Annotated in this window: 20 protein-coding genes; 15 read left to right on the forward strand and 5 right to left on the reverse strand. The window is 60.0% G+C overall.

Annotated elements, in window-relative coordinates; genetic code table 11:
* Nucleotides 1-282 precede the first annotated feature (282 nt).
* Together ACIQVE_RS17785 and ACIQVE_RS17790 are read left to right on the forward strand one after the other, a co-directional pair.
* Complete coding sequence (locus ACIQVE_RS17785; protein ID WP_402810551.1) at nucleotides 283-1,023, forward strand: response regulator; 741 nt, start codon at nucleotides 283-285, stop codon at nucleotides 1,021-1,023.
* Nucleotides 1,020-2,321: an ATP-binding protein gene (locus tag ACIQVE_RS17790; protein ID WP_402810553.1), complete on the forward strand. Its 1,302-nt coding sequence runs from the start codon at nucleotides 1,020-1,022 to the stop codon at nucleotides 2,319-2,321. The genes ACIQVE_RS17785 and ACIQVE_RS17790 overlap by 4 nt, the downstream gene beginning before the upstream one ends.
* Before the next feature lie 256 nt (nucleotides 2,322-2,577).
* On the opposite strand, the gene ACIQVE_RS17795 is transcribed toward ACIQVE_RS17790, so the two are convergent.
* Nucleotides 2,578-3,327, reverse strand: a complete 750-nt coding sequence (locus tag ACIQVE_RS17795; protein WP_402810555.1) for a DUF2063 domain-containing protein — start codon at nucleotides 3,325-3,327, stop codon at nucleotides 2,578-2,580.
* Nucleotides 3,320-4,159 (reverse strand): DUF692 domain-containing protein, encoded by an 840-nt coding sequence (locus ACIQVE_RS17800; RefSeq protein ID WP_402810557.1) that lies wholly within the window; start codon nucleotides 4,157-4,159, stop codon nucleotides 3,320-3,322. Before ACIQVE_RS17800 ends, ACIQVE_RS17795 begins: the two co-directional genes overlap by 8 nt.
* Before the next feature lie 444 nt (nucleotides 4,160-4,603).
* Between ACIQVE_RS17800 and ACIQVE_RS17805 the strand changes: the two genes are divergently transcribed.
* Nucleotides 4,604-5,650, forward strand: a complete 1,047-nt coding sequence (locus tag ACIQVE_RS17805) for a class I SAM-dependent methyltransferase (RefSeq protein ID WP_402810599.1) — start codon at nucleotides 4,604-4,606, stop codon at nucleotides 5,648-5,650.
* A 98-nt stretch (nucleotides 5,651-5,748) separates the two neighbouring features.
* The gene (locus ACIQVE_RS17810; RefSeq protein ID WP_402810559.1) at nucleotides 5,749-6,591 is read left to right on the forward strand and encodes an NAD-dependent protein deacetylase; all 843 of its coding nucleotides are present in this window, start codon (nucleotides 5,749-5,751) and stop codon (nucleotides 6,589-6,591) included.
* A gap of 120 nt (nucleotides 6,592-6,711) precedes the next feature.
* On the opposite strand, the gene ACIQVE_RS17815 is transcribed toward ACIQVE_RS17810, so the two are convergent.
* Nucleotides 6,712-7,608: a LysR substrate-binding domain-containing protein gene (locus ACIQVE_RS17815; protein ID WP_402810561.1), complete on the reverse strand. Its 897-nt coding sequence runs from the start codon at nucleotides 7,606-7,608 to the stop codon at nucleotides 6,712-6,714.
* Nucleotides 7,609-7,757: 149 nt separating this feature from the next.
* On the opposite strand from ACIQVE_RS17815, the gene ACIQVE_RS17820 reads away from it, so the two are divergent.
* The 3 genes from ACIQVE_RS17820 to ACIQVE_RS17830 are packed head-to-tail and all read left to right on the forward strand — an operon-like array spanning nucleotide 7,758 to nucleotide 10,339.
* Nucleotides 7,758-8,456 carry a CoA transferase subunit A gene (locus tag ACIQVE_RS17820; protein ID WP_402810562.1) on the forward strand — a complete coding sequence of 233 codons (699 nt, stop codon included), beginning with the start codon at nucleotides 7,758-7,760 and terminating at the stop codon, nucleotides 8,454-8,456.
* Between the two features lie 24 nt (nucleotides 8,457-8,480).
* Nucleotides 8,481-9,146, forward strand: coding sequence for a CoA transferase subunit B (locus tag ACIQVE_RS17825; RefSeq protein WP_402810564.1), 666 nt, complete (start codon nucleotides 8,481-8,483; stop codon nucleotides 9,144-9,146).
* An 11-nt stretch (nucleotides 9,147-9,157) separates the two neighbouring features.
* Nucleotides 9,158-10,339 (forward strand): acetyl-CoA C-acetyltransferase, encoded by a 1,182-nt coding sequence (locus tag ACIQVE_RS17830; protein ID WP_402810565.1) that lies wholly within the window; start codon nucleotides 9,158-9,160, stop codon nucleotides 10,337-10,339.
* 217 nt (nucleotides 10,340-10,556) lie between these two features.
* Here ACIQVE_RS17830 and cobF read toward each other — a convergent pair whose 3' ends face one another.
* Together cobF and ACIQVE_RS17840 are read right to left on the reverse strand one after the other, a co-directional pair.
* Entirely contained in the window at nucleotides 10,557-11,312 is a 756-nt protein-coding gene (gene cobF, locus ACIQVE_RS17835) for a precorrin-6A synthase (deacetylating) (RefSeq protein ID WP_402810567.1), read from the reverse strand.
* On the reverse strand, nucleotides 11,312-11,881 hold the full coding sequence (locus ACIQVE_RS17840) for a histidine phosphatase family protein (RefSeq protein WP_402810569.1): 570 nt from the start codon (nucleotides 11,879-11,881) through the stop codon (nucleotides 11,312-11,314). Before ACIQVE_RS17840 ends, cobF begins: the two co-directional genes overlap by 1 nt.
* Nucleotides 11,882-12,211: 330 nt before the next feature.
* Between ACIQVE_RS17840 and ACIQVE_RS17845 the strand changes: the two genes are divergently transcribed.
* The 8 genes from ACIQVE_RS17845 (at nucleotide 12,212) to ACIQVE_RS17880 (ending at nucleotide 20,704) form a co-directional block, all read left to right on the forward strand.
* Entirely contained in the window at nucleotides 12,212-13,066 is an 855-nt protein-coding gene (locus tag ACIQVE_RS17845) for a MurR/RpiR family transcriptional regulator (protein WP_402810570.1), read from the forward strand.
* Between the two features lie 2 nt (nucleotides 13,067-13,068).
* Entirely contained in the window at nucleotides 13,069-13,713 is a 645-nt protein-coding gene (locus ACIQVE_RS17850) for a cysteine hydrolase family protein (protein ID WP_402810571.1), read from the forward strand.
* Complete coding sequence (locus ACIQVE_RS17855) at nucleotides 13,710-15,041, forward strand: glutamine synthetase (RefSeq protein ID WP_402810573.1); 1,332 nt, start codon at nucleotides 13,710-13,712, stop codon at nucleotides 15,039-15,041. The genes ACIQVE_RS17850 and ACIQVE_RS17855 overlap by 4 nt, the downstream gene beginning before the upstream one ends.
* Nucleotides 15,025-15,777 carry an N-formylglutamate amidohydrolase gene (locus ACIQVE_RS17860; RefSeq protein WP_402810601.1) on the forward strand — a complete coding sequence of 251 codons (753 nt, stop codon included), beginning with the start codon at nucleotides 15,025-15,027 and terminating at the stop codon, nucleotides 15,775-15,777. Before ACIQVE_RS17855 ends, ACIQVE_RS17860 begins: the two co-directional genes overlap by 17 nt.
* A 79-nt stretch (nucleotides 15,778-15,856) precedes the next feature.
* Nucleotides 15,857-17,206: an APC family permease gene (locus tag ACIQVE_RS17865; protein ID WP_402810574.1), complete on the forward strand. Its 1,350-nt coding sequence runs from the start codon at nucleotides 15,857-15,859 to the stop codon at nucleotides 17,204-17,206.
* A gap of 118 nt (nucleotides 17,207-17,324) precedes the next feature.
* Nucleotides 17,325-18,341, forward strand: coding sequence for an arginine N-succinyltransferase (locus ACIQVE_RS17870; RefSeq protein WP_402810575.1), 1,017 nt, complete (start codon nucleotides 17,325-17,327; stop codon nucleotides 18,339-18,341).
* 61 nt (nucleotides 18,342-18,402) lie between these two features.
* Nucleotides 18,403-19,437 carry an arginine N-succinyltransferase gene (astA, locus tag ACIQVE_RS17875; RefSeq protein ID WP_402810576.1) on the forward strand — a complete coding sequence of 345 codons (1,035 nt, stop codon included), beginning with the start codon at nucleotides 18,403-18,405 and terminating at the stop codon, nucleotides 19,435-19,437.
* A gap of 397 nt (nucleotides 19,438-19,834) precedes the next feature.
* Nucleotides 19,835-20,704, forward strand: coding sequence for an oxaloacetate decarboxylase (locus ACIQVE_RS17880; protein WP_402810578.1), 870 nt, complete (start codon nucleotides 19,835-19,837; stop codon nucleotides 20,702-20,704).
* Nucleotides 20,705-20,750: the final 46 nt, after the last annotated feature.

Here is a 20,750-nt window from a genome sequence, read left to right on the forward strand (position 1 = left end):
GGCTTCAATGGGTTTGAGCCGAGGCGTCATGGAGTGCCTCGATGGAGCCTATTTGAGGCTTGCGAGGTATCGCGCATGTGTCGGGAAATGGCGGCTAACCATCGCTGTGTATCTGCACCGCCCGGGGATACACAGCGATACAAAACCCTGGAAAAGTCGTGTTTTTGCGTCTGCGTGTATCGCTTGTAACGCCAGATACACTGCAATACAAAGGCAGGCAGGCGAGCACCTTAAGGCTCGGTAGACTGCGTGACATTCCCCCTTTTATAGAGGCCTGGCCCCATGGAACATGTCGATCACATTCTCATCGTCGACGACGACCGCGAGATCCGCGAACTGGTCGGCAACTATCTGAAAAAAAACGGTCTGCGCACCACCGTGGTCGCCGATGGCCGGCAGATGCGCAGTTTCCTCGAAGCCAACACGGTCGACCTGATCGTGCTCGACATCATGATGCCCGGCGACGATGGCCTGCAGCTGTGCCGCGAATTGCGCGTGGGCAAGCACAAGGCGACGCCGGTGCTGATGCTCACCGCACGCAACGATGAAACCGATCGCATCATCGGTCTGGAAATGGGTGCGGATGACTACCTGACCAAGCCCTTCGCCGCCCGCGAACTGCTGGCGCGGATCAACGCCGTGCTGCGCCGCACGCGGATGCTGCCGCCGAATCTGGTGGTCACCGAAGCCGGGCGGTTACTGGCGTTCGGTCGCTGGCAACTGGATACCTCGGCCCGGCACCTGCTGGACAAGGACGGCACCATGGTGGCGCTCAGCGGTGCCGAATATCGCTTGCTGCGGGTGTTTCTCGATCATCCGCAACGGGTACTCAGCCGCGATCAATTGCTCAACCTGACCCAGGGTCGCGACGCTGACCTGTTCGATCGCTCCATCGATTTGCTGGTCAGCCGTTTGCGCCAGCGCCTGCTCGACGACGCCCGCGAGCCGGCCTACATCAAGACCGTGCGCAGCGAAGGTTATGTGTTTTCGCTGCCGGTCGAGTTACTCGGTGCCCCGGGATGAGACTTAACCTGCACTGGCCGCGCACGCTGGCCTCGCGCTTGTCGCTGATTTTTCTGATCGGTCTGATTCTCGCCCAGGCGCTGTCGTTCGGTGCGCAGTATTACGAGCGTTATCAGAGTGCGAAAAGCACCATGCTGGGCAACCTGCAAACCGACGTCTCGACCTCAATTGCGATTCTTGATCGCCTGCCGGCCGAGGAGCGTCCGGCCTGGCTCGAGCGACTGGAGCGGAACAATTACGGCTACCTGCTGAGCGAGGGCGACGGCGGTATGCCTATCAAGTCCGCCGACGTGCCAATCGCGGTCACCTCAATCACTGAGGTCCTGGGCGATAAATATCCCCTGACCTTCAGCGATATACCCGGCCCGAAAAAGCATTTTCAGGGCCACCTGCGCCTGAGCGACGGCAGCCCGGTGACCATCGACGTGCGCCCCGCGATGACGCCACTGTCGCCGTGGTTGCCAGTGGTGCTGCTCGGCCAACTGGCGCTGATGATCGCCTGCACCTGGCTGGCGGTGCGCATCGCCATCCGGCCCCTGACGCGGCTGGCCAACGCAGTGGAAACCCTCGATCCCAACGCGCACCCGATTCAACTGGACGAGAAAGGTCCGAACGAAGTGGTCTACGCCGCCCGCGCCTTCAACACGATGCAGGCGCGGATTGCCACCTATCTCAAGGAGCGCATGCAACTGCTGGCCGCGATCTCCCATGACCTGCAAACCCCGATCACGCGGATGAAACTGCGGGCCGAGTTCATGGACGACTCAGCGGAAAAGGAAAAACTGTGCAACGACCTCGGCGAGATGGAACACCTGGTGCGCGAAGGTGTGGCCTACGCCCGCAGCATCCATGGCTCGACCGAAGAAAGTCGGCGCACCAACATGGATTCGTTTCTCGAAAGCCTGGTGTTCGACTATCAGGACATGGGCAAAGAGGTGCAGCTTGTCGGCAAGAGTGAGGTGGTCGTCGACACCCGTCCACACGCGTTGCGCCGGGTGCTGGTGAACCTGACCGACAACGCCTTGAAATTCGCTGGCACTGCCGAGGTGTGGGTCGAAGCGAGCAAGGGAAGACTGTCGATCAGCGTTATGGATCGCGGCCCGGGTATCGCCGAAGCCGAACTCGCACAGGTGATGGAGCCGTTCTACCGCGTGGAAAACTCGCGCAACCGCAGCACTGGCGGCACGGGGCTGGGCCTTGCCATCGCCCAGCAACTGGCGATAGCCCTCGGCGGCTCACTGACGTTAAGCAACCGCGAGGGTGGCGGGTTGTGCGCCGAACTCAAACTGCCGCTCTAAGCCAGCCCCCACAACCCCCCTGTAGGTGCTGCGGCACGCTGTGATCTTTTGATGTTGCTTTTAAAGATCAAAATCAAAAGATCGCAGCCTCGTTTCACTCGACAGCTACAGGTGTTTTCGCCACAAAACCCTGTGGGAGCGAGCTTGCTCGCGAAAGCGGTGTGTCAGTGCATGATGCGTTGACTGAAAAGACGCCTTCGCGAGCAAGCTCGCTCCCACAGGGTTGAGTGAAAACAGTGGTTGAGGTCACCCCTCATCAGGTGATGCCGATTACGCCGTCCTCATGCATTTGCTGCAACAGCGCGAGTCCGTTGTCCATGAACGACGCGTCTGCAAATTCGCCAGCCTCTTGCGCCAAGCCCTGCAACTGCTCGAGCCCGGTCAATGACGGCAACTCGTCGATCCGCTGTAGCAACCGCCACGCCAACGGGCTCAACTGCGAAAACTTCACGCTGAAATCCGCCTCCCGCCGTACCAGCAACAGCGTCGGATGTGCCGGGGCAGTCGAAGGCTGATGATCCGGCCCGAGCGACTGCACCGGCCAGGTGTAAGCCAAAGGCCAGGCCAGTGCCGACACCCGCAATGGGCGCTCCAGCAACAAGTCTTTGTCCGAGGGCGGTAACGGTTCGGCGTTGGATTGCTGCAAGACCATCTCCACCCATTCGTAATGCGCCAGTTCCAGCATAAACGCCGGCCACTGCCCCTCGCTCAACACCGCAGGCTGCGTGGCGAGATAGTCAAGGAACGCCTCGGCGATCTCACCGAACTTCGGCGTTTGCGACCGGTAGTCGCGCAAAAACCCACGAATCAACGTGTGCCAGCGTTGATCGCCGATGATCTGGATCAGCACTGGAAAGGTGCCACTCAACAACTGCGAGAGATTGTTGAACAGCACATCGCGGTACACATTGACCCGCGCAGTATTCATTTCAGCAGGCGGCACGTGGTGGTCGGGATCACGCAGATAGCGTGTCAGCGCCAGTTGTTGCCGTTCAAGATTATCCACGCTCGCCCCCTTTGTTTTGCAGACGGCGGATGGTCTGTAACTCGGCGACCAGCTCGGAAAACGCCGGGAAATTGAAATCCCGCTCGAGCAGCGTCGGCTGCGCGCCGAACCGTGCGTAGGCCTCGGCCAGCAACGACCACACCTGCGGTTTCACCGAGGCGCCATGGGTGTCGATCTTGAGGTTGTCGGACTCGTCGAAATGCCCGGCCACATGCATCCCGACCACCCTGCCCGGCTCGATACGGGCCAGAAAATCCTGCGGATCGAAACCGTGGTTGATGGCATTGACGTAGACATTGTTGACGTCCAGTAGCAGGTCGCAATCAGCCTCGCGCAACACCGCGTTGGTGAAGCTCACTTCGTCCATGTCTTGGCGCGGGGCGGCATAGTAGGAGACGTTTTCCACGGCAAGACGGCGACCAAGAATGTCCTGGGATTGGCGGATACGCGCGGCGACGTGGTGCACCGCTTCCTCGGTGAACGGCAAGGGCAGCAAATCGTAGAGATGGCCGTCGTCGCTGCAGTAACTCAAGTGTTCGCTGTAATGCTGTACCCGGTGATGATCGAGAAATCTGCGCACTTCTTGCAGAAAACCGATGTCGAGTGGCGTCGGACCGCCGAGCGATAACGACAAACCGTGACAGGACAATGGATAACGCTCGGCCAGTTCGCGTAACGCTGCGCCATGAGCGCCGCCGACGCCGATCCAGTTTTCCGGGGCGACTTCCAGAAAGTCGAAATCGCCGGTGGGAGCGGCTTGCAGGTCTTTCAACAGCCCACGGCGCAGACCCAGCCCGACGCTGGGTTGCCTTGATATTTGAGGGGTTTGCATGGTGGCTGACCTCGGTGGTTGACCAAGACAGTTCAACCGTTGGCTGTATCACTGCTGTGTTCGACTCACCCGAGATTTGCAGCCCCCTGTATCCCCCCGCCACAGCGATACACAGCGATACACACCCTTTGAATTCACTGATAAACCCTGTGGGGCTGGCTTGCCAGCGATGGCGACGGCACAGCCAACATCAATATCGACTGTGCCGGCCTCATCGCTGGCAAGCCAGCGCCCACAAGGATTAGCGGTGTTCACTCTTCTATCCACACTCCTGCATTTTGATCGTTGTTGGTCGCAAAATCCGGGCTAGACTCATTCATTACCCAGTCGAGGGGGCCGCAGGACTTTTGCCGTGCCCTGCCTGTTTCCATGACCACCGCCCGGTGGCGCATGCCTCGACGCTCAACGCCGCCGGACTGTGATCCTGTTTCAGGAGCACACATGATGGACGAGGCCCGACTCAACGAATTCATGGGCAAACTGGTCAACGACATGGGCGGCGCGGCAATGCTGGCCAATGTCATCGTCGGCGAAGAACTCGGGCTGTACCGGGCGATGGCCGACAGTCAGCCGATCAGCCCCGAAGCCCTCGCGGCAAAAACCACCTGCAACCCGCGTCTGGTGCGCGAATGGCTCAGCGCTCACGCCGCCTCCGGCTACATGGAGCACCACGATGGGCAGTTTCGCCTGCCAGAAGAACAGGCCATGGCGCTGGCCGTCGAGGACTCGCCGGTTTACGTCGCCGGCGGACTTGGGGTGGTGGCGTCGTTTTTCCATGACAAGGACAAACTGGTGAAAGCCATGCGCGGCAATGGCGCCCTGCCCTGGGGCGATCACCATCCCTGCATGTTCACCGGCACCGAACGGTTTTTCCGACCCGGCTACAAAGGCCACCTGATCGCCGAATGGTTGCCGGCGCTGGACGGTGTCGTCGCCAAACTCGAGCGCGGCGCGAAAGTCGCCGACATCGGCTGCGGCCACGGAGCCTCGACGGTGATCATGGCGCAGGCGTATCCAAACTCGCGTTTCTCCGGCTACGACTTTCACGCACCGTCGATCACCGTCGCCACACAGCGCGCAGAAGAAGGTGGGGTCAGCAGCCGGGCAACGTTTTACCAGGGTTCTGCGAAGAACTATCCCGGCAATGACTATGACCTGATCTGCTATTTCGACTGCCTGCACGACATGGGCGACCCGGTCGGTGCTGCGCGCCACGCTTACGATTCGCTTAAAGACGACGGCACGGTGTTGCTGGTCGAGCCGTTCGCCAACGATACACTGGACGACAATATCAACCCGGTGGGACGGCTTTTCTACGCGGCGTCGACGTTCATTTGCACGCCGAACTCGCTGTCACAGGAAGTCGGCCTGGGTCTCGGTGCGCAGGCCGGTGAAATGCGTCTGCGCAAAGTGTTTACCGAGGCCGGGTTCAAGCAATTCCGGCGCGCCACGCAAACGCCGTTCAACCTGATTCTGGAGGCTCGTAAATAAACCTTGGTGCTCACAAACCTGTGGCGAGGGAGCAGGCTCCCTCCCACAGGAGGTCAGTGCTAACCTGCATGGCACTCATCGCTACTGGAACGCCAACCATGCTCGATAGGCCGATTCGCGAACACCTCGACACGCTGCAACAGGCGATGGCCGAAGGCAACTTCCTGGTGCTAACCGGTGCTGGCATCAGCACCCCGTCGGGCATCCCCGACTACCGCGACAGCGAAGGCGTGCGACGTGGCCGACAACCGATGATGTATCAGGAATTCCTCGCCGCCCCCGAATCACGCCGCCGCTACTGGGCACGGGCGATGCTCGGCTGGCCACGCGTGCGTGTGGCGCAGCCGAATGCGGCGCATGAGGCGCTGGCCAGTTTGCAGCGTCACGGGAGGATCAGCGGCTTGATCACGCAGAACGTCGACACCTTGCACGATCAGGCCGGCAGTCAAGATGTGATCGAACTGCACGGCAGTTTGCATCGCGTCTTGTGTCTGGATTGTGGTCAGCGCAGCGAGCGCGATTCGATTCAGCAACTGATGGAACAGCAGAATCCGTATCTGGCAGGCATCGATGCGGTGCAGGCGCCGGACGGCGATACCCTGCTCGACCCGGCGTTCGAAGCACGGTTTCAGGTGCCACACTGCCCGTTTTGTGCGGGCGAACGAATGAAGCCGGATGTGGTGTTTTTCGGCGAAAACGTCGCGCAGCCTACGGCGGCTCGGGCCATGGCAGCGGCTGAAAGTGCAGCGGGGATGTTGGTGGTGGGCTCTTCGTTGATGGCCTATTCGGCGTTTCGTCTGTGCCGGGTGATTGCGGATCGCGGCAAACCGTTGATTGCGATCAATCTGGGCAAGACTCGGGCGGATGATTTGCTGGATTTGAAGATTGAGGGGTCTTGTGAAGCGTTGTTGCCGCTGTTGGCCCAACGTATCAGCGCCTGAACACGCATATCCCTTGTGGGAGCGAGCTTGCTCGCGAAGGCGGTGTGTCTGTACCAAGGAATTTGACAGGCAGGACGCTTTCGCGAGCAAGCTCGCTCCCACAAAGGAGTTTTGTTGGGGTCAGGGAGACAGGCGTTCGGTCAGGTTTTCCTGCTGGAGGATATCGAACAACGCCTGCGCCGCCGCCGACAGTTCATTCCCCGGTTCCGTCAGCACGCCAATCGCCCGCTCCACCGAATCATTCAACGTCAGGCACCGCGCACCCAATTCCTGCATCTGCTCGGCACACAGCGCCGGCACCGCGCTCACACCCAGTCCGCTAGCAACCATCCGCCCCACCGTTGCCAGTTGATGGCTTTCAAACTCCACCGGCAACTTCATGCCCCGCGCCTGCAAATGCTCTTCAAGCATTACCCGCACCGTGGACGGCCGCTGCAAGGTAATGAACGGTTCCTGCAACAACGTCTGCCAGTCGATCTCGGTGCGGGCGGCCAGCGGTGAATCCTGCGGCACTACCGCGACAAAGCGATCCATATAAAGAGGTGTGAACGTCATCGAGGTGTTCTGCATAGGTTCGAACGCCACGCCCAACTCCACTTGGCGGTCGCGCACCATTTCCAGCACTTGCTCGTTAATCACGTCATTAACCGTCACGTTGACGTTCGGATAGCGCGCGCGAAAGGTCTTGAGAATCGGCGGCAGCAGATTGCCGGCAAACGACGGCATCGCCGCCAGCGTCACCCGCCCGCGTTGGAGGCTGAAGCGCTGGCGCATTTCGTCTTCGGCGTTGTCCCAGTCGGCGATCAGGCGCCGGGCCAGCGGCAGCAGGGATTCACCTTCTGCGGTCAACGCCACATTGCGCGTGTTGCGGCTGAACAGCCGTCCACCCAGGCCCTCTTCCAGGGCTTTGATGGTCAGGCTCAAGGCCGATTGCGACAGGTGCAACCGCTCGCAGGCCACGGCGAAGCTCAGGCTCTGGGCCACGGCGAGAAAGGCACGGATTTGTTTGATGGTCATGGGCGCTATGCTTGCGTATCAGAATTAAATTGATTATTGAGTTTTATCTATCAATCAACCTTAAAAATCAACTTAACAAATATATTCCCCGGCGCGACACTCCAACCATTCGGCTAGCCAGCCGCCCGCAAATAATAAAAGAGGTGCATATGGCAGGTTTCGACAAGCGCGTGAGTTCCTACGAGGAAGCCCTCGCCGGGCTTGAAGACGGCATGACCGTTATCGCCGGCGGCTTTGGTCTGTGTGGGATTCCGGAAAACCTGATCGCCGAGATCAAGCGCAAAGGCACCCGCGACCTCACCGTCGTTTCCAACAACTGCGGCGTCGATGGTTTTGGCCTCGGCGCGCTGTTGACCGACCGCCAGATCAGCAAGGTCGTCGCCTCGTACGTCGGCGAGAACAAGCTGTTTGAAGAGCAACTGCTCAAAGGCGAAATCGAAGTCATCCTGACCCCTCAAGGCACCCTCGCCGAGAAAATGCGCGCGGGCGGCGCCGGTATTCCGGCCTTCTTCACGGCGACCGGCGTCGGCACTCCGGTGGCCGATGGCAAGGAAGTGCGTGAATTCAACGGTCGCAATTACCTGATGGAAGAATCCATCACCGGCGACTTCGCCATCGTCAAAGGCTGGAAAGCCGACCATTTCGGCAACGTCATCTACCGCCACACCGCGCAGAATTTCAATCCGCTGGCCGCCACCGCCGGCAAGATCACCGTGGTTGAAGTCGAAGAGATCGTCGAGCCCGGCGAACTGGACCCGGCGCACATCCACACTCCCGGCATCTACGTCGACCGGGTCATTTGCGGCACGTTCGAAAAACGCATCGAACAGCGCACCATCCGCAAATAATTCAGGCCTACGGAGAACAACAACATGGCACTTACCCGCGAACAAATGGCTCAGCGCGTCGCCCGCGAAATGCAGGACGGCTACTACGTGAACCTCGGCATCGGCATTCCGACCCTGGTCGCCAACTACATCCCCGAAGGCATGGAAGTCATGCTGCAATCGGAAAACGGGCTGCTCGGCATGGGTCCTTTTCCTACTGAGGAAACCATCGATGCCGACATGATCAACGCCGGCAAGCAAACCGTGACCGCGCGCATTGGCGCGTCGATTTTTTCCTCGGCCGAGTCCTTCGCGATGATCCGCGGCGGCCATGTCGACCTCACCGTGCTGGGCGCGTTTGAAGTCGACGTCGAAGGCAATATCGCCTCGTGGATGATCCCCGGCAAACTGGTCAAGGGCATGGGCGGCGCGATGGATCTGGTGGCCGGTGCGGACAACATCATCGTTATCATGACCCACGCGTCCAAGGACGGTGAGTCCAAACTGTTATCCAGATGCAGCCTGCCGCTGACCGGCGCCGGGTGCATCAAGCGTGTGCTGACCGACCTCGCCTATCTGGAAATCGAGAACGGTGCGTTCATTCTCAAAGAGCGCGCGCCGGGTGTCAGCGTTGAAGAGATTGTGGCCAAAACCGCCGGTAAACTGATCGTGCCCGATCACGTGCCGGAAATGCAGTTCACTGCCCAGTGAGGAATTTGAAAATGCAAGACGTCGTCATTGTTGCCGCTACGCGTACCGCGATCGGCAGTTTCCAGGGTTCCCTGGCCAGCGTGTCTGCGGTTGATCTGGGCGCAGCGGTGATTCGCCAGTTGCTCGAACAGACCGGTCTGGACGGTGCGCAGGTCGATGAAGTGATCATGGGCCAAGTGCTGACCGCCGGCGCCGGCCAGAACCCGGCGCGTCAGGCCGCGATCAAGGCTGGTCTGCCCCACGCGGTGCCGGCCATGACCCTGAACAAGGTCTGCGGCTCGGGCCTCAAGGCTTTGCACCTCGGCGCCCAAGCGATCCGTTGCGGCGACGCCGACGTGATTATCGCGGGCGGCCAGGAAAACATGAGCCTGTCCAACTACATCATGCCGGGCGCTCGCACCGGTCTGCGCATGGGTCACGCGCAAATCGTCGACACCATGATCAGCGATGGCCTGTGGGATGCGTTCAACGATTACCACATGGGCATCACCGCCGAAAACCTCGTCGACAAATATGAAATTAGCCGCGAGCAGCAGGACGCCTTCGCCGCCGCATCCCAGCAGAAAGCCGCCGCTGCCATCGAGGCCGGGCGTTTTGTTGATGAAATCACCCCGATCCTGATTCCGCAGCGCAAAGGCGATCCGGTCGCCTTCAAGGTCGACGAACAACCGCGTGGCGAGACCACCGCGGAATCACTGGGTAAACTGCGCCCGGCGTTCAAAAAGGATGGCAGCGTCACTGCTGGCAACGCTTCGTCGCTGAACGACGGCGCCGCCGCTGTGATCCTGATGAGCGCGGAAAAAGCCAAAGCCCTGGGCCTGCCGGTACTGGCGACAATCGCTGCTTACGCCAACGCCGGTGTTGACCCGGCGATCATGGGCATCGGCCCGGTGTCGGCCACTCGCCGCTGCCTGGACAAGGCAGGTTGGTCAATCGAGCAACTTGACCTGATCGAAGCCAACGAAGCCTTCGCCGCGCAATCGCTGGCTGTGGCCAAGGATCTGCAATGGGATCTGGACAAGGTCAACGTCAATGGCGGCGCCATCGCGCTGGGTCACCCGATCGGTGCGTCGGGTTGCCGGGTGCTGGTGACTTTGCTGCATGAAATGATCAAGCGTGATGCGAAAAAAGGTCTCGCGACCCTGTGCATCGGCGGAGGTCAGGGCGTGGCCCTGGCGCTGGAACGCGCGTAACCAGAGTTCAACAGCGTACGGCGGATCCACGACATCCTCCGCTCGCTGGTAACAAAAACCCGGGGCGACTTGCGTTGCACCGGGTCTTTTTTTGCCTATCCAAATCATCTGTGAATGTGATGACGCCATCGCGAGCAAGCTCGCTCCCACCTTTTGAAATGCATTCCTCTGTGGGAGCGAGCTTGCTCGCAAATGGGCCCATTCAAGCGACGAAGATCTAAGGCTTTCGCAGCAAATACATGTCCATGATCCAGCCATGCTCCAACCGCGCAGCCTTGCGCACCCGCTCGATTTCATCCGCCACATCGCCGAGTTTTCCGCTGATCAAAATCTCATCCGGCGTGCCCAGGTAGGCCCCCCAGTAAATCTCTGTCTGCGGATCAGCCACGTGGTGGTAAGAATCTTCGGCATCGAGCATCACCACCACACTGTCGGCATCACTCACCTGCCCTGCTGCCAAGCGCCGGCCCGTGGTGATTTCAACGGAGTTACCGATCGTGTTCAACGCCACCTTGTGCTGCGCCGCCAACGCCTGAACGCTGGTAATTCCGGGGATCACTTCAAACTCGAAGGCACAGCGGCCCGACGCCAATATTGCGTGAAGGATGCGAAGGGTGCTGTCGTACAACGCCGGATCGCCCCACACCAGAAAACCGCCGCACTCGCCATCAGACAATTCGTCGTTGATCAGCCGTTCGAAGGTGTGCTGCTTGGCGCGGTTCAGATCATCGACGCTGGCGGTGTAGTCCACGTCGCCGCGCGCGCGTTCCGGGCTGTGGGCTTCGACCAGGCGATATGTAGGATCGGTGATATAGCGCTGACAAATCTCGCGACGCAGATCGATCAGCTTGTCCTTGCTCTGGCCTTTATCCAGCAGAAAGAACACATCCACCCGATTAAGCGCTTTTACCGCCTGCATCGTGATGTAGTCCGGATTACCGGCGCCGATACCGATCACCAGCAGTTGTTTCATCAGCGTGCTCCTTCAACGTCGAGACCGGTCAAGCGTAGCCGCCAGCGCCCGGTGAAGCGCAATTCGACCGCCGACAATGGCTCGACATCAATGTCATGAAAGGCCGAGCCCTGCATAACGTGAATCAACGCAGCACGGATGATGAACGGATGCGTGACCGCCACCACATGCCCGGGCGTGGTTTGCAGACTGACCAGCCACTTCGACACACGCTTACACACCTGCGCGACGGACTCACCGCCATGGGGCGTGGCGTGTGGATCTTCCAGCCATGCTTGCAGTGCCGCGGCTTGCGAGTGTTGCAAATCCTTGATCGACTGGCCTTGCCACTGCCCCCAATCGCAATCGCGCAGCGCTTGATCAACGATTGCGTCGGCCCCCAACCACGCAGCCGTCTGACGCGAACGCAATTCAGGCGCACAGATCAGGCGCCGTGGGGCGTCATAGCGAGCGGCCAACACGTCAGACGCCACGCCTATATTTTCAACGGGCTCATCCGTAGGAAAACACGCCAGTTTTTGTGCGACGGTTCGCGCATGGCACATCAGGGTCAAACGGGTGGTCTGCACAATCAATCACTCTGTCGCGAGTCATGAACATCAACGGCGCAATGCCGATTTGTGGACAATTGTGCCGTATATCGAGGGCTTCAGGGCTGCTCAGTGCAACGCTCGGTCGTTGGGACATGGTGAAAAAACGGCAATATCTGACACGAGCATGGGCAATGGACTACAACGCTTGTCGCCTTCAGTGTAGCCCTTGTTACACGGGCATCTTGCGCCATTTTGGGGCCTTTTCAACACGCTAAAAAATTCACTAGACATGTAGCGCCAGTTACATAAATACTGTTTTAACGGATTATGAAGCGAATTCGACACACCCATCCAGCAGGAGCCAGGATGCCCCCTCTCAGAGACCTGATCACCGATCCCGGCCTCGATCTGACACCGTCAGAACGCAAAGTCGTTCGCGCCCTGCTTGACCAATACCCACGCAACGGTCTGGGACCGATGGCACGTCTGGCCGAACACGCCGGCGTCAGCGACCCGACCATCGTGCGACTGGTGAAAAAACTCGGTTTTGGCGGTTATTCCGAATTCCAGGATGCGCTGCTCAGCGACATGGATCATCGCCTGCGCTCACCACGCACCCTGCTGCAACCGCGTGCCCAGCAAAACAAGGATGACGCCTGGAGTCATTATCTGGCCGACAGCCATCGCCTGCTGGTTGAAACGCAATCGCTGACCCAACCCGAAGACGTACGCATCCTCACGGACTGGCTACTCGATACCCGGCATCAGGTGTACTGCTTCGGCGGACGCTTCAGCAGCCTGCTGGCGAGCTACTTGCTCAATCACTTGCGCCTGCTGCGCACCGGCTGCTTTGCACTGGAAGACAACGCGCAGCTGCCTGATCGCCTGTTCGATCTGCAACGCCAGGACGTGGTGCTGCTGTTTGATTATCGCCGTTACCAATCCCAGGCCCTGCGCGTGGCCAGTGCCGCGAAAAACAACAACGCGCGAGTGGTGCTCTTCACCGACATCTACGCCTCGCCATTGCGCGAACTGGCCGACCTGATTATCAGCGCCCCCGTAGAGTCAGCCTCACCGTTCGACACCATGGTGCCGGCGCTGGCACAAGTCGAAGCACTGATCGCCAGTATGACCCTGCGCAGCACCAATCTCGCCGATCGCCTGGAAGGCATCGACGCGCTGCGCAACGACTTCAATACGCACCTTCTGGAGGATAAATAAGGATGTTCACCCTTCCACACCGCTCGCCGCGGGACCTGCCCTTTGTCACCGACCACACGGCTTTGTTGTTGGTGGACATGCAGCGCGCCTGGCTCGATCCGCAGTTCGAACCTCACCTCACAGAGCCGGATGGCGAGTATTTTCTGCACCGCGTCCGTACGCAGGTCGTGCCCAATCAACAACGCCTGCTGAAAGGCTTTCGCGAGGCGCGGCAGAACGTGCTGCACACCGTTATCGAAAGCCTCACCGCTGATGGCCGCGACCGCTCGCTGGACCACAAACTGTCGAACCTGAACGTGCCCAAGGGCAGCCCGCAGGCGCAGATCATCGCCGAGCTGACACCGACAGAGAACGAAATTTTCTTGCCGAAAACCTCATCCGGCGTCTTCAACTCGACCAACATCGACTACGTACTACGCAACCTCTCCACCCGCCATCTGATCATTGCCGGCATCGTTACCGATCAGTGCGTGGACATGGCCGTGCGCGACGCTGCCGATCGCGGTTATCTGGTGACCCTGGTCGAAGACGCCTGCGCCACCCGCAATGCCGAACGCCATCACGCCTGTCTGAATGCGATCAAGGGTTACTGCTGGATCACCGACACCAACACCGTGCTCGGTCGGTTGCAGGAGATGCAGCCATGACCGCTCGCCTGACACCACTGCCAATGACCACTATCGTCACCACTGACCTGATCGGCATTACCCGTGGCCGCTCGTTTCCCACCGATGAACTTGAGCATTACCAGGCACCCGGTTGTGGTTGGGTGCCGGCCAACAGTGCGCTGACCCCGCAGGATTCCATTGCTTCGACCAGCCCGTGGGGCGCTTATGGCGACTTGCGCTTGGTTCCGGATCTGAGCAGCCGCGTGACCGTGAGCAACGGGCCGGATGCCGACGCCCCGCCGCTGGATTTCATCCACGGCGATCTGCGCGAAACCGATGGTCGGCCATTCGGTGCCTGTCCACGCACGCTGCTGCGCGATGAAGTCGAGCGTTACCGCGACGATTTGGGCCTGCAGGTCAACGCCGCGTTCGAACACGAATTCAACCTGCACGCAGACCTTGCACAACCCCCGGCGTTCTCGCTCGAAGCCCAGCGTCAGGGCGCCGAGTTCGGCGGTTGGCTGCTCAGCGCCCTGCGCGCCGGCGGTGTCGAGCCGGAGATGTTCCTGCCCGAGTACGGCAAGCATCAATTTGAAATCACTTGCCGACCAGCGCTGGGGGTCGCGGCAGCAGACCGCGCGGTGAACGTGCGTGAGATCGCCCGTGAGATCGCCCGGCAAATGGGCCTCGACCTGAGCTTCGCGCCAAAGACTGCCAATGATGCGATGTGCAACGGCGTGCACCTGCACGTCAGCCTGCTTGATCTGGACGGCCAGCCGATGCTCTACGACGCCGGCACCAGCAATGGTCTTTCGAGTCTCGGCCAGCATTGGGCGGCGGGAATCCTGCATTACTTGCCGGCACTGTGTGCAATCACCGCACCGACGCCGCTCTCTTACGAGCGCTTGCAGCCGCATCACTGGAGCGCCTCTTACGCCTGCCTGGGGCAACAGAACCGCGAAGCGGCATTGCGCATCTGCCCGACCTCGACGCTGGGCAGCAAATCCGTGGCGAAGCAGTTCAACCTGGAATTTCGCGCCATGGACGCCACCGCCTCGCCGCACTTGGCAATGGCTGCGCTGCTGATCGCCGGACGGCTGGGCATCGAACAGCGTCTGGCGCTGAACGCAATCACCAATGAAATCCCCGATTCACTCAATGACGAGCAACGTCAGGCGCGGGGCATCGTTGCCCTGCCCGCCTCGCTGGCACAGGCACTGGATTGCCTGCGCGACTGTGCAGCCCTTAACGAATGGCTGCCCAAACCGTTGCTCGACAGTTATTACGCCCTTAAAACCGAGGAACTGGCGCTGACGGAACAGCTCTCGATCGCTGAACTTTGTGAGCACTATGCACGCGTGTACTGAATCTGCCGAGCTTGGGTTGTTTACCAGACCGGTCTATAACCTGAGCCGCGCCGACTCGACGCACCCGTTGATTCTGGTGTGCGAGCACGCCAGTTGCTACATCCCCGAGGCCCTGAACAATCTGGGCCTGGACGATAAAGCCGCCCGCGAGCACATCGCCTGGGACATCGGCGCGCTGGAACTGGCCGAGCAATTGTCAGAAAAACTCGGCGCGACGCTGTTGAGCGCCAACTATTCGCGGCTGTTGATCGACCTCAATCGGCCACGGCATGCGCCCGACAGCATTCCGGCGCAGAGCGAGATCTATCAGGTGCCGGGCAACCGTGAGCTGGACGAAGCCACACGCGAGTACCGCCGGCAGGCGTTGTTCAAACCGTTTCATGCGCGCTTGCAGACGCTGATCGACGCACGCATCGCCAAGGGTCAACCGGTGCGCGTTGTAGGGATTCACAGCTTTACGCCGGTGTATTACGGCCAGCCGCGCGCCATAGAAGTCGGTGTGCTGTTTGGCCAGGCCAAGGCCTATGCCCAACGAGTGCTCGACGGCCTCGAAGCACATCCGCTGGTAGTCGCGGGCAATCAGCCGTACAGGATTGACCCGCTGGGCGACATGACCGTACCGGTGCATGGCGATGCCCGCGGTCTGGATTCAGTGCTGATCGAGGTGCGCAACGACTTGCTGCGCAGCCCGGAGGCGGTATCGCGCTGGGCTGGATACCTCGTGCCATTGCTGTAACAAACACTGCTGAAGCTGTAAACGATGGACCGATATAACAACTAAAACGACTGGATTGGCTTACAAGGAGTTGCGCTTCATGGAAATTGAACAATTCGGCTACAAGCAAGAGTTGAAACGTAGCCTGACACTCACTGACCTGGTGGTGTACGGGATGATCTTCATGATCCCCATCGCCCCCTTCGGTGTGTATGGCTACGTCAACGCCGAGGCACCGGGGATGGTGCCGCTGGCGTACATCATCGGCATGGTGGCGATGGTGTTTACCGCGTTGAGCTACGGCAGCATGGCCCGCGCTTTTCCGGTGGCAGGCTCGGTGTATTCCTACGCGCAACGCGGCCTCAACCCACACGTCGGTTTCATCGCCGGGTGGCTGATGCTGCTCGACTACCTGCTGATTCCACCGCTGCTGTATGTGTACGCGGCGATGGCGCTCAACCACTTGTATCCGGACATTCCTAAGGTCGGCTTCATTCTGGCATTCCTCGTCAGCGCCACCTTCGTCAACTTGCGCGGCATCACGTTTACCGCTCGGATGAATATCATTTTCCTGCTGGCGCAATTGGTCGTCCTAGGGATCTTCCTGTTCTATGCCTGGACCGCCCTGCACAACGGAAGCGGCAACGGTGAACTGACGTTGGCGCCGCTGTATCACCCGGAAACCTTCAACTTCGCGCTGCTGATGCAAGCGGTGTCGATTGCCGTGCTGTCGTTCCTCGGCTTCGATGCGATTTCTACCCTCGCCGAAGAGATTAAGGGTGACCCGGGACGTAGCGTTGGCAAAGCCGCGTTGATCACGCTGGCGGTGATGGGCACGCTTTTCGTCGTGCAAACCTGGATCGCTACCGATCTGGCGGCCGGTCTGGGCTTCAAGTCCGCCGACACCGCCTTCTATGAAATCGCCGAACTCGCTGCCGGCAGCTGGCTGGCGACGCTGACGGCTATCACCACAGCGCTGTCCTGGGGCATCGCCGTGGCGGTCACCTCACAATCTGCAGTCTCGCGCCTGCTGTTTGGCATGGCCCGAGACGGCAAGCTGCCGAAAATACTGGCCAAGGTTCATCCGAAGCACAACACGCCTTATGTGAGTATTTATCTGGTGGCGGTGCTGTCGCTGGTGATCTGCTACCTGTTCATCAACTCGGTCGACACCTTAACGTCGCTGGTCAACTTCGGCGCGCTCAGCGGTTTCATGCTGCTGCACCTGACAGTGATCAACTACTACTGGCGTCGGCAAAAGTCCGGTCAGGTCGTGCGCCATCTGATCTGCCCGGTGGTCGGCTTCATCATCGTCGCGGCGATCATGGTCAACATGGGTGTCGATGCGCAGAAACTCGGTCTGATCTGGATTGCTCTGGGCCTGGTGTATCTGTTCTTTCTCAACAAGCTCAGCGCCAATACTGCGTTGCCTGACCCGAGCAACGGCTGACAAGAAAAAGAGCGGCGTCTGACAACAAATCAGGCGACCGCCGATTTAACGCGTGGAAACCGACAGTGATAGTCAGGTTCGGCGAGTTCGCCGAACCTTTTGATACAGGAGTATATCCATGCTGGTCTTACGCCCAGTCGAGCAGACTGACCTGACCCAGCTCCAACAATTGGCCCGTGACAGTCTCGTGGGCGTAACCTCCCTGCCGGACGACAGCGAGCGGTTGCGCGAGAAAATCGCCGGTTCCTGTGCCTCGTTTGCCAGTGAAGCCACGGCCCACGGCCCGGAAAACTACTTCTTCGTGCTGGAAGACCTCGACAGTAAACGTCTGATCGGCTGCTCGGAGATTCTCGCCACCGCCGGTTTCAACGAGCCGTTCTACAGCCTGCGCAACCGTCACTTCACCAGCGCCTCGCGGGAATTGAACATCGAGCACGGCGTGCCGGCGCTGTCGTTGTGCCACGACCTGAACGACCACACGCTGCTGCGCGGTTTCCATATCGACGCCGCGCTGGTGCATACGCCGTTTTCCGAATTGCTCTCGCGGGCTCGATTACTGTTCATCGCCGCCCACGGGCAACGCTTCGCCGACTCTGTGATCACCGAAATCGTCGGCTACAGTGACGAGAACGGCCATTCGCCGTTCTGGGATGCGCTGGGCAAGCATTTCTTCGACCTGCCGTACGTCGAAGCCGAGCGGCTGTGCGGAATGCAGAGCCGCGCGTTTCTCGCCGAATTGTTTCCGCAATACCCGATCTACGTGCCGATGCTGCCGCAAGCGGCTCAGGACTGCATTGGCCGGATCCATCCAGACGGCCAGGAAGCCTTCGACATACTTGAGCGTGAAGGCTTTGAAACCAACAGCTACATCGATCTGTTCGACGCCGGCCCCACACTGTATGCGCGTACGACAACCATCCACTCGATCGTCCGCAGCCAGACCGCGCCTGTGCAGCAACAGCCACACATTGATGCCAGTGGCCGTTACCTGCTGAGCAACGATGCGCTGCACGGTTTCAGGGCCATCGTCGCCGAACTCGATTACCAACCCGATCAACCCCTGCCCCTCACCCCTGCAATGTGTGCGGCGCTGAACGTGACCAATGGCAGCCCGATCCGGCTGATTGCCCTGTGAACCACGCCCGGTTCCGCACCCAACGACAGTGCCCGAACTGGCGCGCAGAAGGAGTTACAGCATGATTGTCCGCCCGGTAAAAGTCAGCGACCTGCGAGCGTTAATGGCGCTGGTAGAACAGGCCGGCCCGGGGTTCACCACCCTGCCGGTCAACGAAGATCGCCTGTCCCACCGGGTGCGCTGGGCGCAACGTGCATTCGCCGAGCAAGTCGAACGTGCCGATGCCGACTACCTCTTCGTACTTGAGGACGACGACATGCGAGTAGTCGGTGTCAGCGCATTGTCCGGGGCGGTCGGCCTGCGCGAGCCCTGGTACAACTATCGGGTCGGGTTGACGGTGAGTTCGGCGCCGGATCTGGGCATTCAACGGCAGATCCCGACACTGTTCCTCAACAACGAACTGACCGGGCAATCGGAACTGTGCTCGTTGTTCCTGGGCCATGACCATCGCCACGGCAGTAACGGCCGTTTGTTGTCGCTGGGACGTTTGCTGTTCGTTGCCGAGTTTCCACATCTGTTTGGCGAGAAGATGATCGCCGAACTGCGCGGCAGTGCCGATGAACTGGGTTGCTCGCCGTTCTGGGACAGTCTTGGCCGGCATTTCTTCCAGATGGATTTCAGCCATGCCGATCACCTGTCGGGGCTGGGCAACAAATCGTTCATCGCCGAGCTGATGCCACGCCAACCGCTGTATACCTGTCTGCTCACCGAACAGGCGCAAGCGGCCATCGGTCAGGCGCACCCGAATACCGAGCCGGCGCTGAAGATCCTTCAGGCCGAGGGTTTCGCCCACAAAGGCTATATCGACATTTTCGACGGCGGGCCGGTGATCGAAGCGCCCATCCGCAACATCCGCACGGTGCGCGACAGCGTGGAGCTGTCCCTGAGCCTTGGCAGCCCGGACGAACAGGCGCCGCTGTGGCTGATTCACAACCGACGTCTGGAAAACTGCCGCATCACCGTCGCCCGGGCGCGTCGGGTCGGCAGCAGCCTGGTAATCGACCGCCTCACGGCCAAACGCCTGCAACTGCAACCGGGGAATTCGGTGCGGGCGGTGATGTTGCCGAATCAACAGCAGCAGGCCGTTGCTGCCTGAAACTCGGGATCACATTCTCCCTGTTATGGAAAATCACCTGTGGCGAGGGGATTTATCCCCGATCGGCTGCGCAGCAGTCGCAAAACCGGTAACCGCGATGTACCTGAAAGAAAATGAGTTGTGCAGATAAGGGGGCCGCTTCGCAGCCCATCGGGGATAAATCCCCTCGCCACAGGTAAATTCCCTGCCCTGAGAGATCTGCTCAACACAGATAAATCCTTCCCCACAGCCAAATCCCCGCACCAAAGATGAATCCTTTCAGCTAAAGAGCCATCTGAAAATGCCCCCCTCGAAAATTCGTCATGATCCTTGACCCATTCGCGTGATAGCCTTTTCATTCTTCGGCGTTGACACCTTTGCTCAAGCCTTTCCATTCCTTTGTATTGGTGGAACTCGTATGTCCAGGCTTTCTCATCAAGATTTGCGCCGTAACTTCCGTCAGCTGCTGGCCTCCGACACCTGCTACCACACGGCTTCGGTGTTTGACCCGATGTCCGCCCGGATCGCCGCTGACCTCGGTTTTGAAGTAGGTATTCTCGGTGGCTCCGTGGCCTCATTGCAGGTGCTGGGTGCGCCAGACTTTGCCCTGATCACCCTCAGCGAGTTCGCAGAACAAGCCACCCGCATCGGCCGCGTCGCCCAATTGCCGGTGATCGCCGATGCCGACCACGGCTATGGCAACGCCCTCAATGTGATGCGCACCATCGTCGAACTGGAACGCGCCGGCGTCGCCGCCCTGACCATCGAAGACACCTTGCTGCCCGCGCAATTCGGGCGCAAATCCACCGACCTGATCACCGTGGCCGAAGGCGTCGGCAAAATCCGCGCGGCACTGGAAGCCCGGGTTGATACAGAAATGGCGATCATCGCCCGCACCAACGCAGGGATCCTGCCAAACCAGGAAATCATCAGCCGTACACGCCAGTATCAAGCGGCCGGCGCCGATGGCATCTGCATGGTCGGGGTGCAGGATTTTGATCAGCTTGAACAGATCGCTGAACATCTGACCGTGCCACTGATGCTGGTCACCTACGGCAACCCGGCGCTGCGCGACGACAAACGTCTGGCCGAACTGGGTGTGCGCGTGACCATCGACGGCCACGGCGCTTACTTTGCGGCGATCAAGGCGACGTACGACAGCCTGCGCGAACAGCGACAGATTTTTACCCAGGCCTCCGACCTGAGCGCGACCGAGCTGACGCACACCTACACCCAGCCGGAGGAATACATTCTCTGGGCGAAGGAATATATGAGCGTCAAGGAGTGATGTGCCGACCGGGCTGACGTCATTGCGAGCAGGCTTACTCCTACAG

The organism is Pseudomonas sp. NPDC098747 (assembly GCF_044760045.1).
Classification (GTDB): Bacteria; Pseudomonadota; Gammaproteobacteria; order Pseudomonadales; family Pseudomonadaceae; genus Aquipseudomonas.

Excerpts from the sequence above, each read along its gene's own strand:
- ACIQVE_RS17785 (WP_402810551.1), top strand. The coding sequence starts at position 283 with ATGGAACATGTCGATCACATTCTCATCGTCGACGACGACCGCGAGATC.
- ACIQVE_RS17790 (WP_402810553.1), top strand. The coding sequence starts at position 1,020 with ATGAGACTTAACCTGCACTGGCCGCGCACGCTGGCCTCGCGCTTGTCG.
- ACIQVE_RS17800 (WP_402810557.1), bottom strand. The coding sequence starts at position 4,159 with ATGCAAACCCCTCAAATATCAAGGCAACCCAGCGTCGGGCTGGGTCTG.
- ACIQVE_RS17805 (WP_402810599.1), top strand. The coding sequence starts at position 4,604 with ATGGACGAGGCCCGACTCAACGAATTCATGGGCAAACTGGTCAACGAC.
- ACIQVE_RS17810 (WP_402810559.1), top strand. The coding sequence starts at position 5,749 with ATGCTCGATAGGCCGATTCGCGAACACCTCGACACGCTGCAACAGGCG.
- ACIQVE_RS17815 (WP_402810561.1), bottom strand. The coding sequence starts at position 7,608 with ATGACCATCAAACAAATCCGTGCCTTTCTCGCCGTGGCCCAGAGCCTG.
- ACIQVE_RS17820 (WP_402810562.1), top strand. The coding sequence starts at position 7,758 with ATGGCAGGTTTCGACAAGCGCGTGAGTTCCTACGAGGAAGCCCTCGCC.
- ACIQVE_RS17825 (WP_402810564.1), top strand. The coding sequence starts at position 8,481 with ATGGCACTTACCCGCGAACAAATGGCTCAGCGCGTCGCCCGCGAAATG.
- ACIQVE_RS17830 (WP_402810565.1), top strand. The coding sequence starts at position 9,158 with ATGCAAGACGTCGTCATTGTTGCCGCTACGCGTACCGCGATCGGCAGT.
- cobF (WP_402810567.1), bottom strand. The coding sequence starts at position 11,312 with ATGAAACAACTGCTGGTGATCGGTATCGGCGCCGGTAATCCGGACTAC.
- ACIQVE_RS17845 (WP_402810570.1), top strand. The coding sequence starts at position 12,212 with ATGCCCCCTCTCAGAGACCTGATCACCGATCCCGGCCTCGATCTGACA.
- ACIQVE_RS17850 (WP_402810571.1), top strand. The coding sequence starts at position 13,069 with ATGTTCACCCTTCCACACCGCTCGCCGCGGGACCTGCCCTTTGTCACC.
- ACIQVE_RS17855 (WP_402810573.1), top strand. The coding sequence starts at position 13,710 with ATGACCGCTCGCCTGACACCACTGCCAATGACCACTATCGTCACCACT.
- ACIQVE_RS17860 (WP_402810601.1), top strand. The coding sequence starts at position 15,025 with ATGCACGCGTGTACTGAATCTGCCGAGCTTGGGTTGTTTACCAGACCG.
- ACIQVE_RS17865 (WP_402810574.1), top strand. The coding sequence starts at position 15,857 with ATGGAAATTGAACAATTCGGCTACAAGCAAGAGTTGAAACGTAGCCTG.
- ACIQVE_RS17870 (WP_402810575.1), top strand. The coding sequence starts at position 17,325 with ATGCTGGTCTTACGCCCAGTCGAGCAGACTGACCTGACCCAGCTCCAA.
- astA (WP_402810576.1), top strand. The coding sequence starts at position 18,403 with ATGATTGTCCGCCCGGTAAAAGTCAGCGACCTGCGAGCGTTAATGGCG.
- ACIQVE_RS17880 (WP_402810578.1), top strand. The coding sequence starts at position 19,835 with ATGTCCAGGCTTTCTCATCAAGATTTGCGCCGTAACTTCCGTCAGCTG.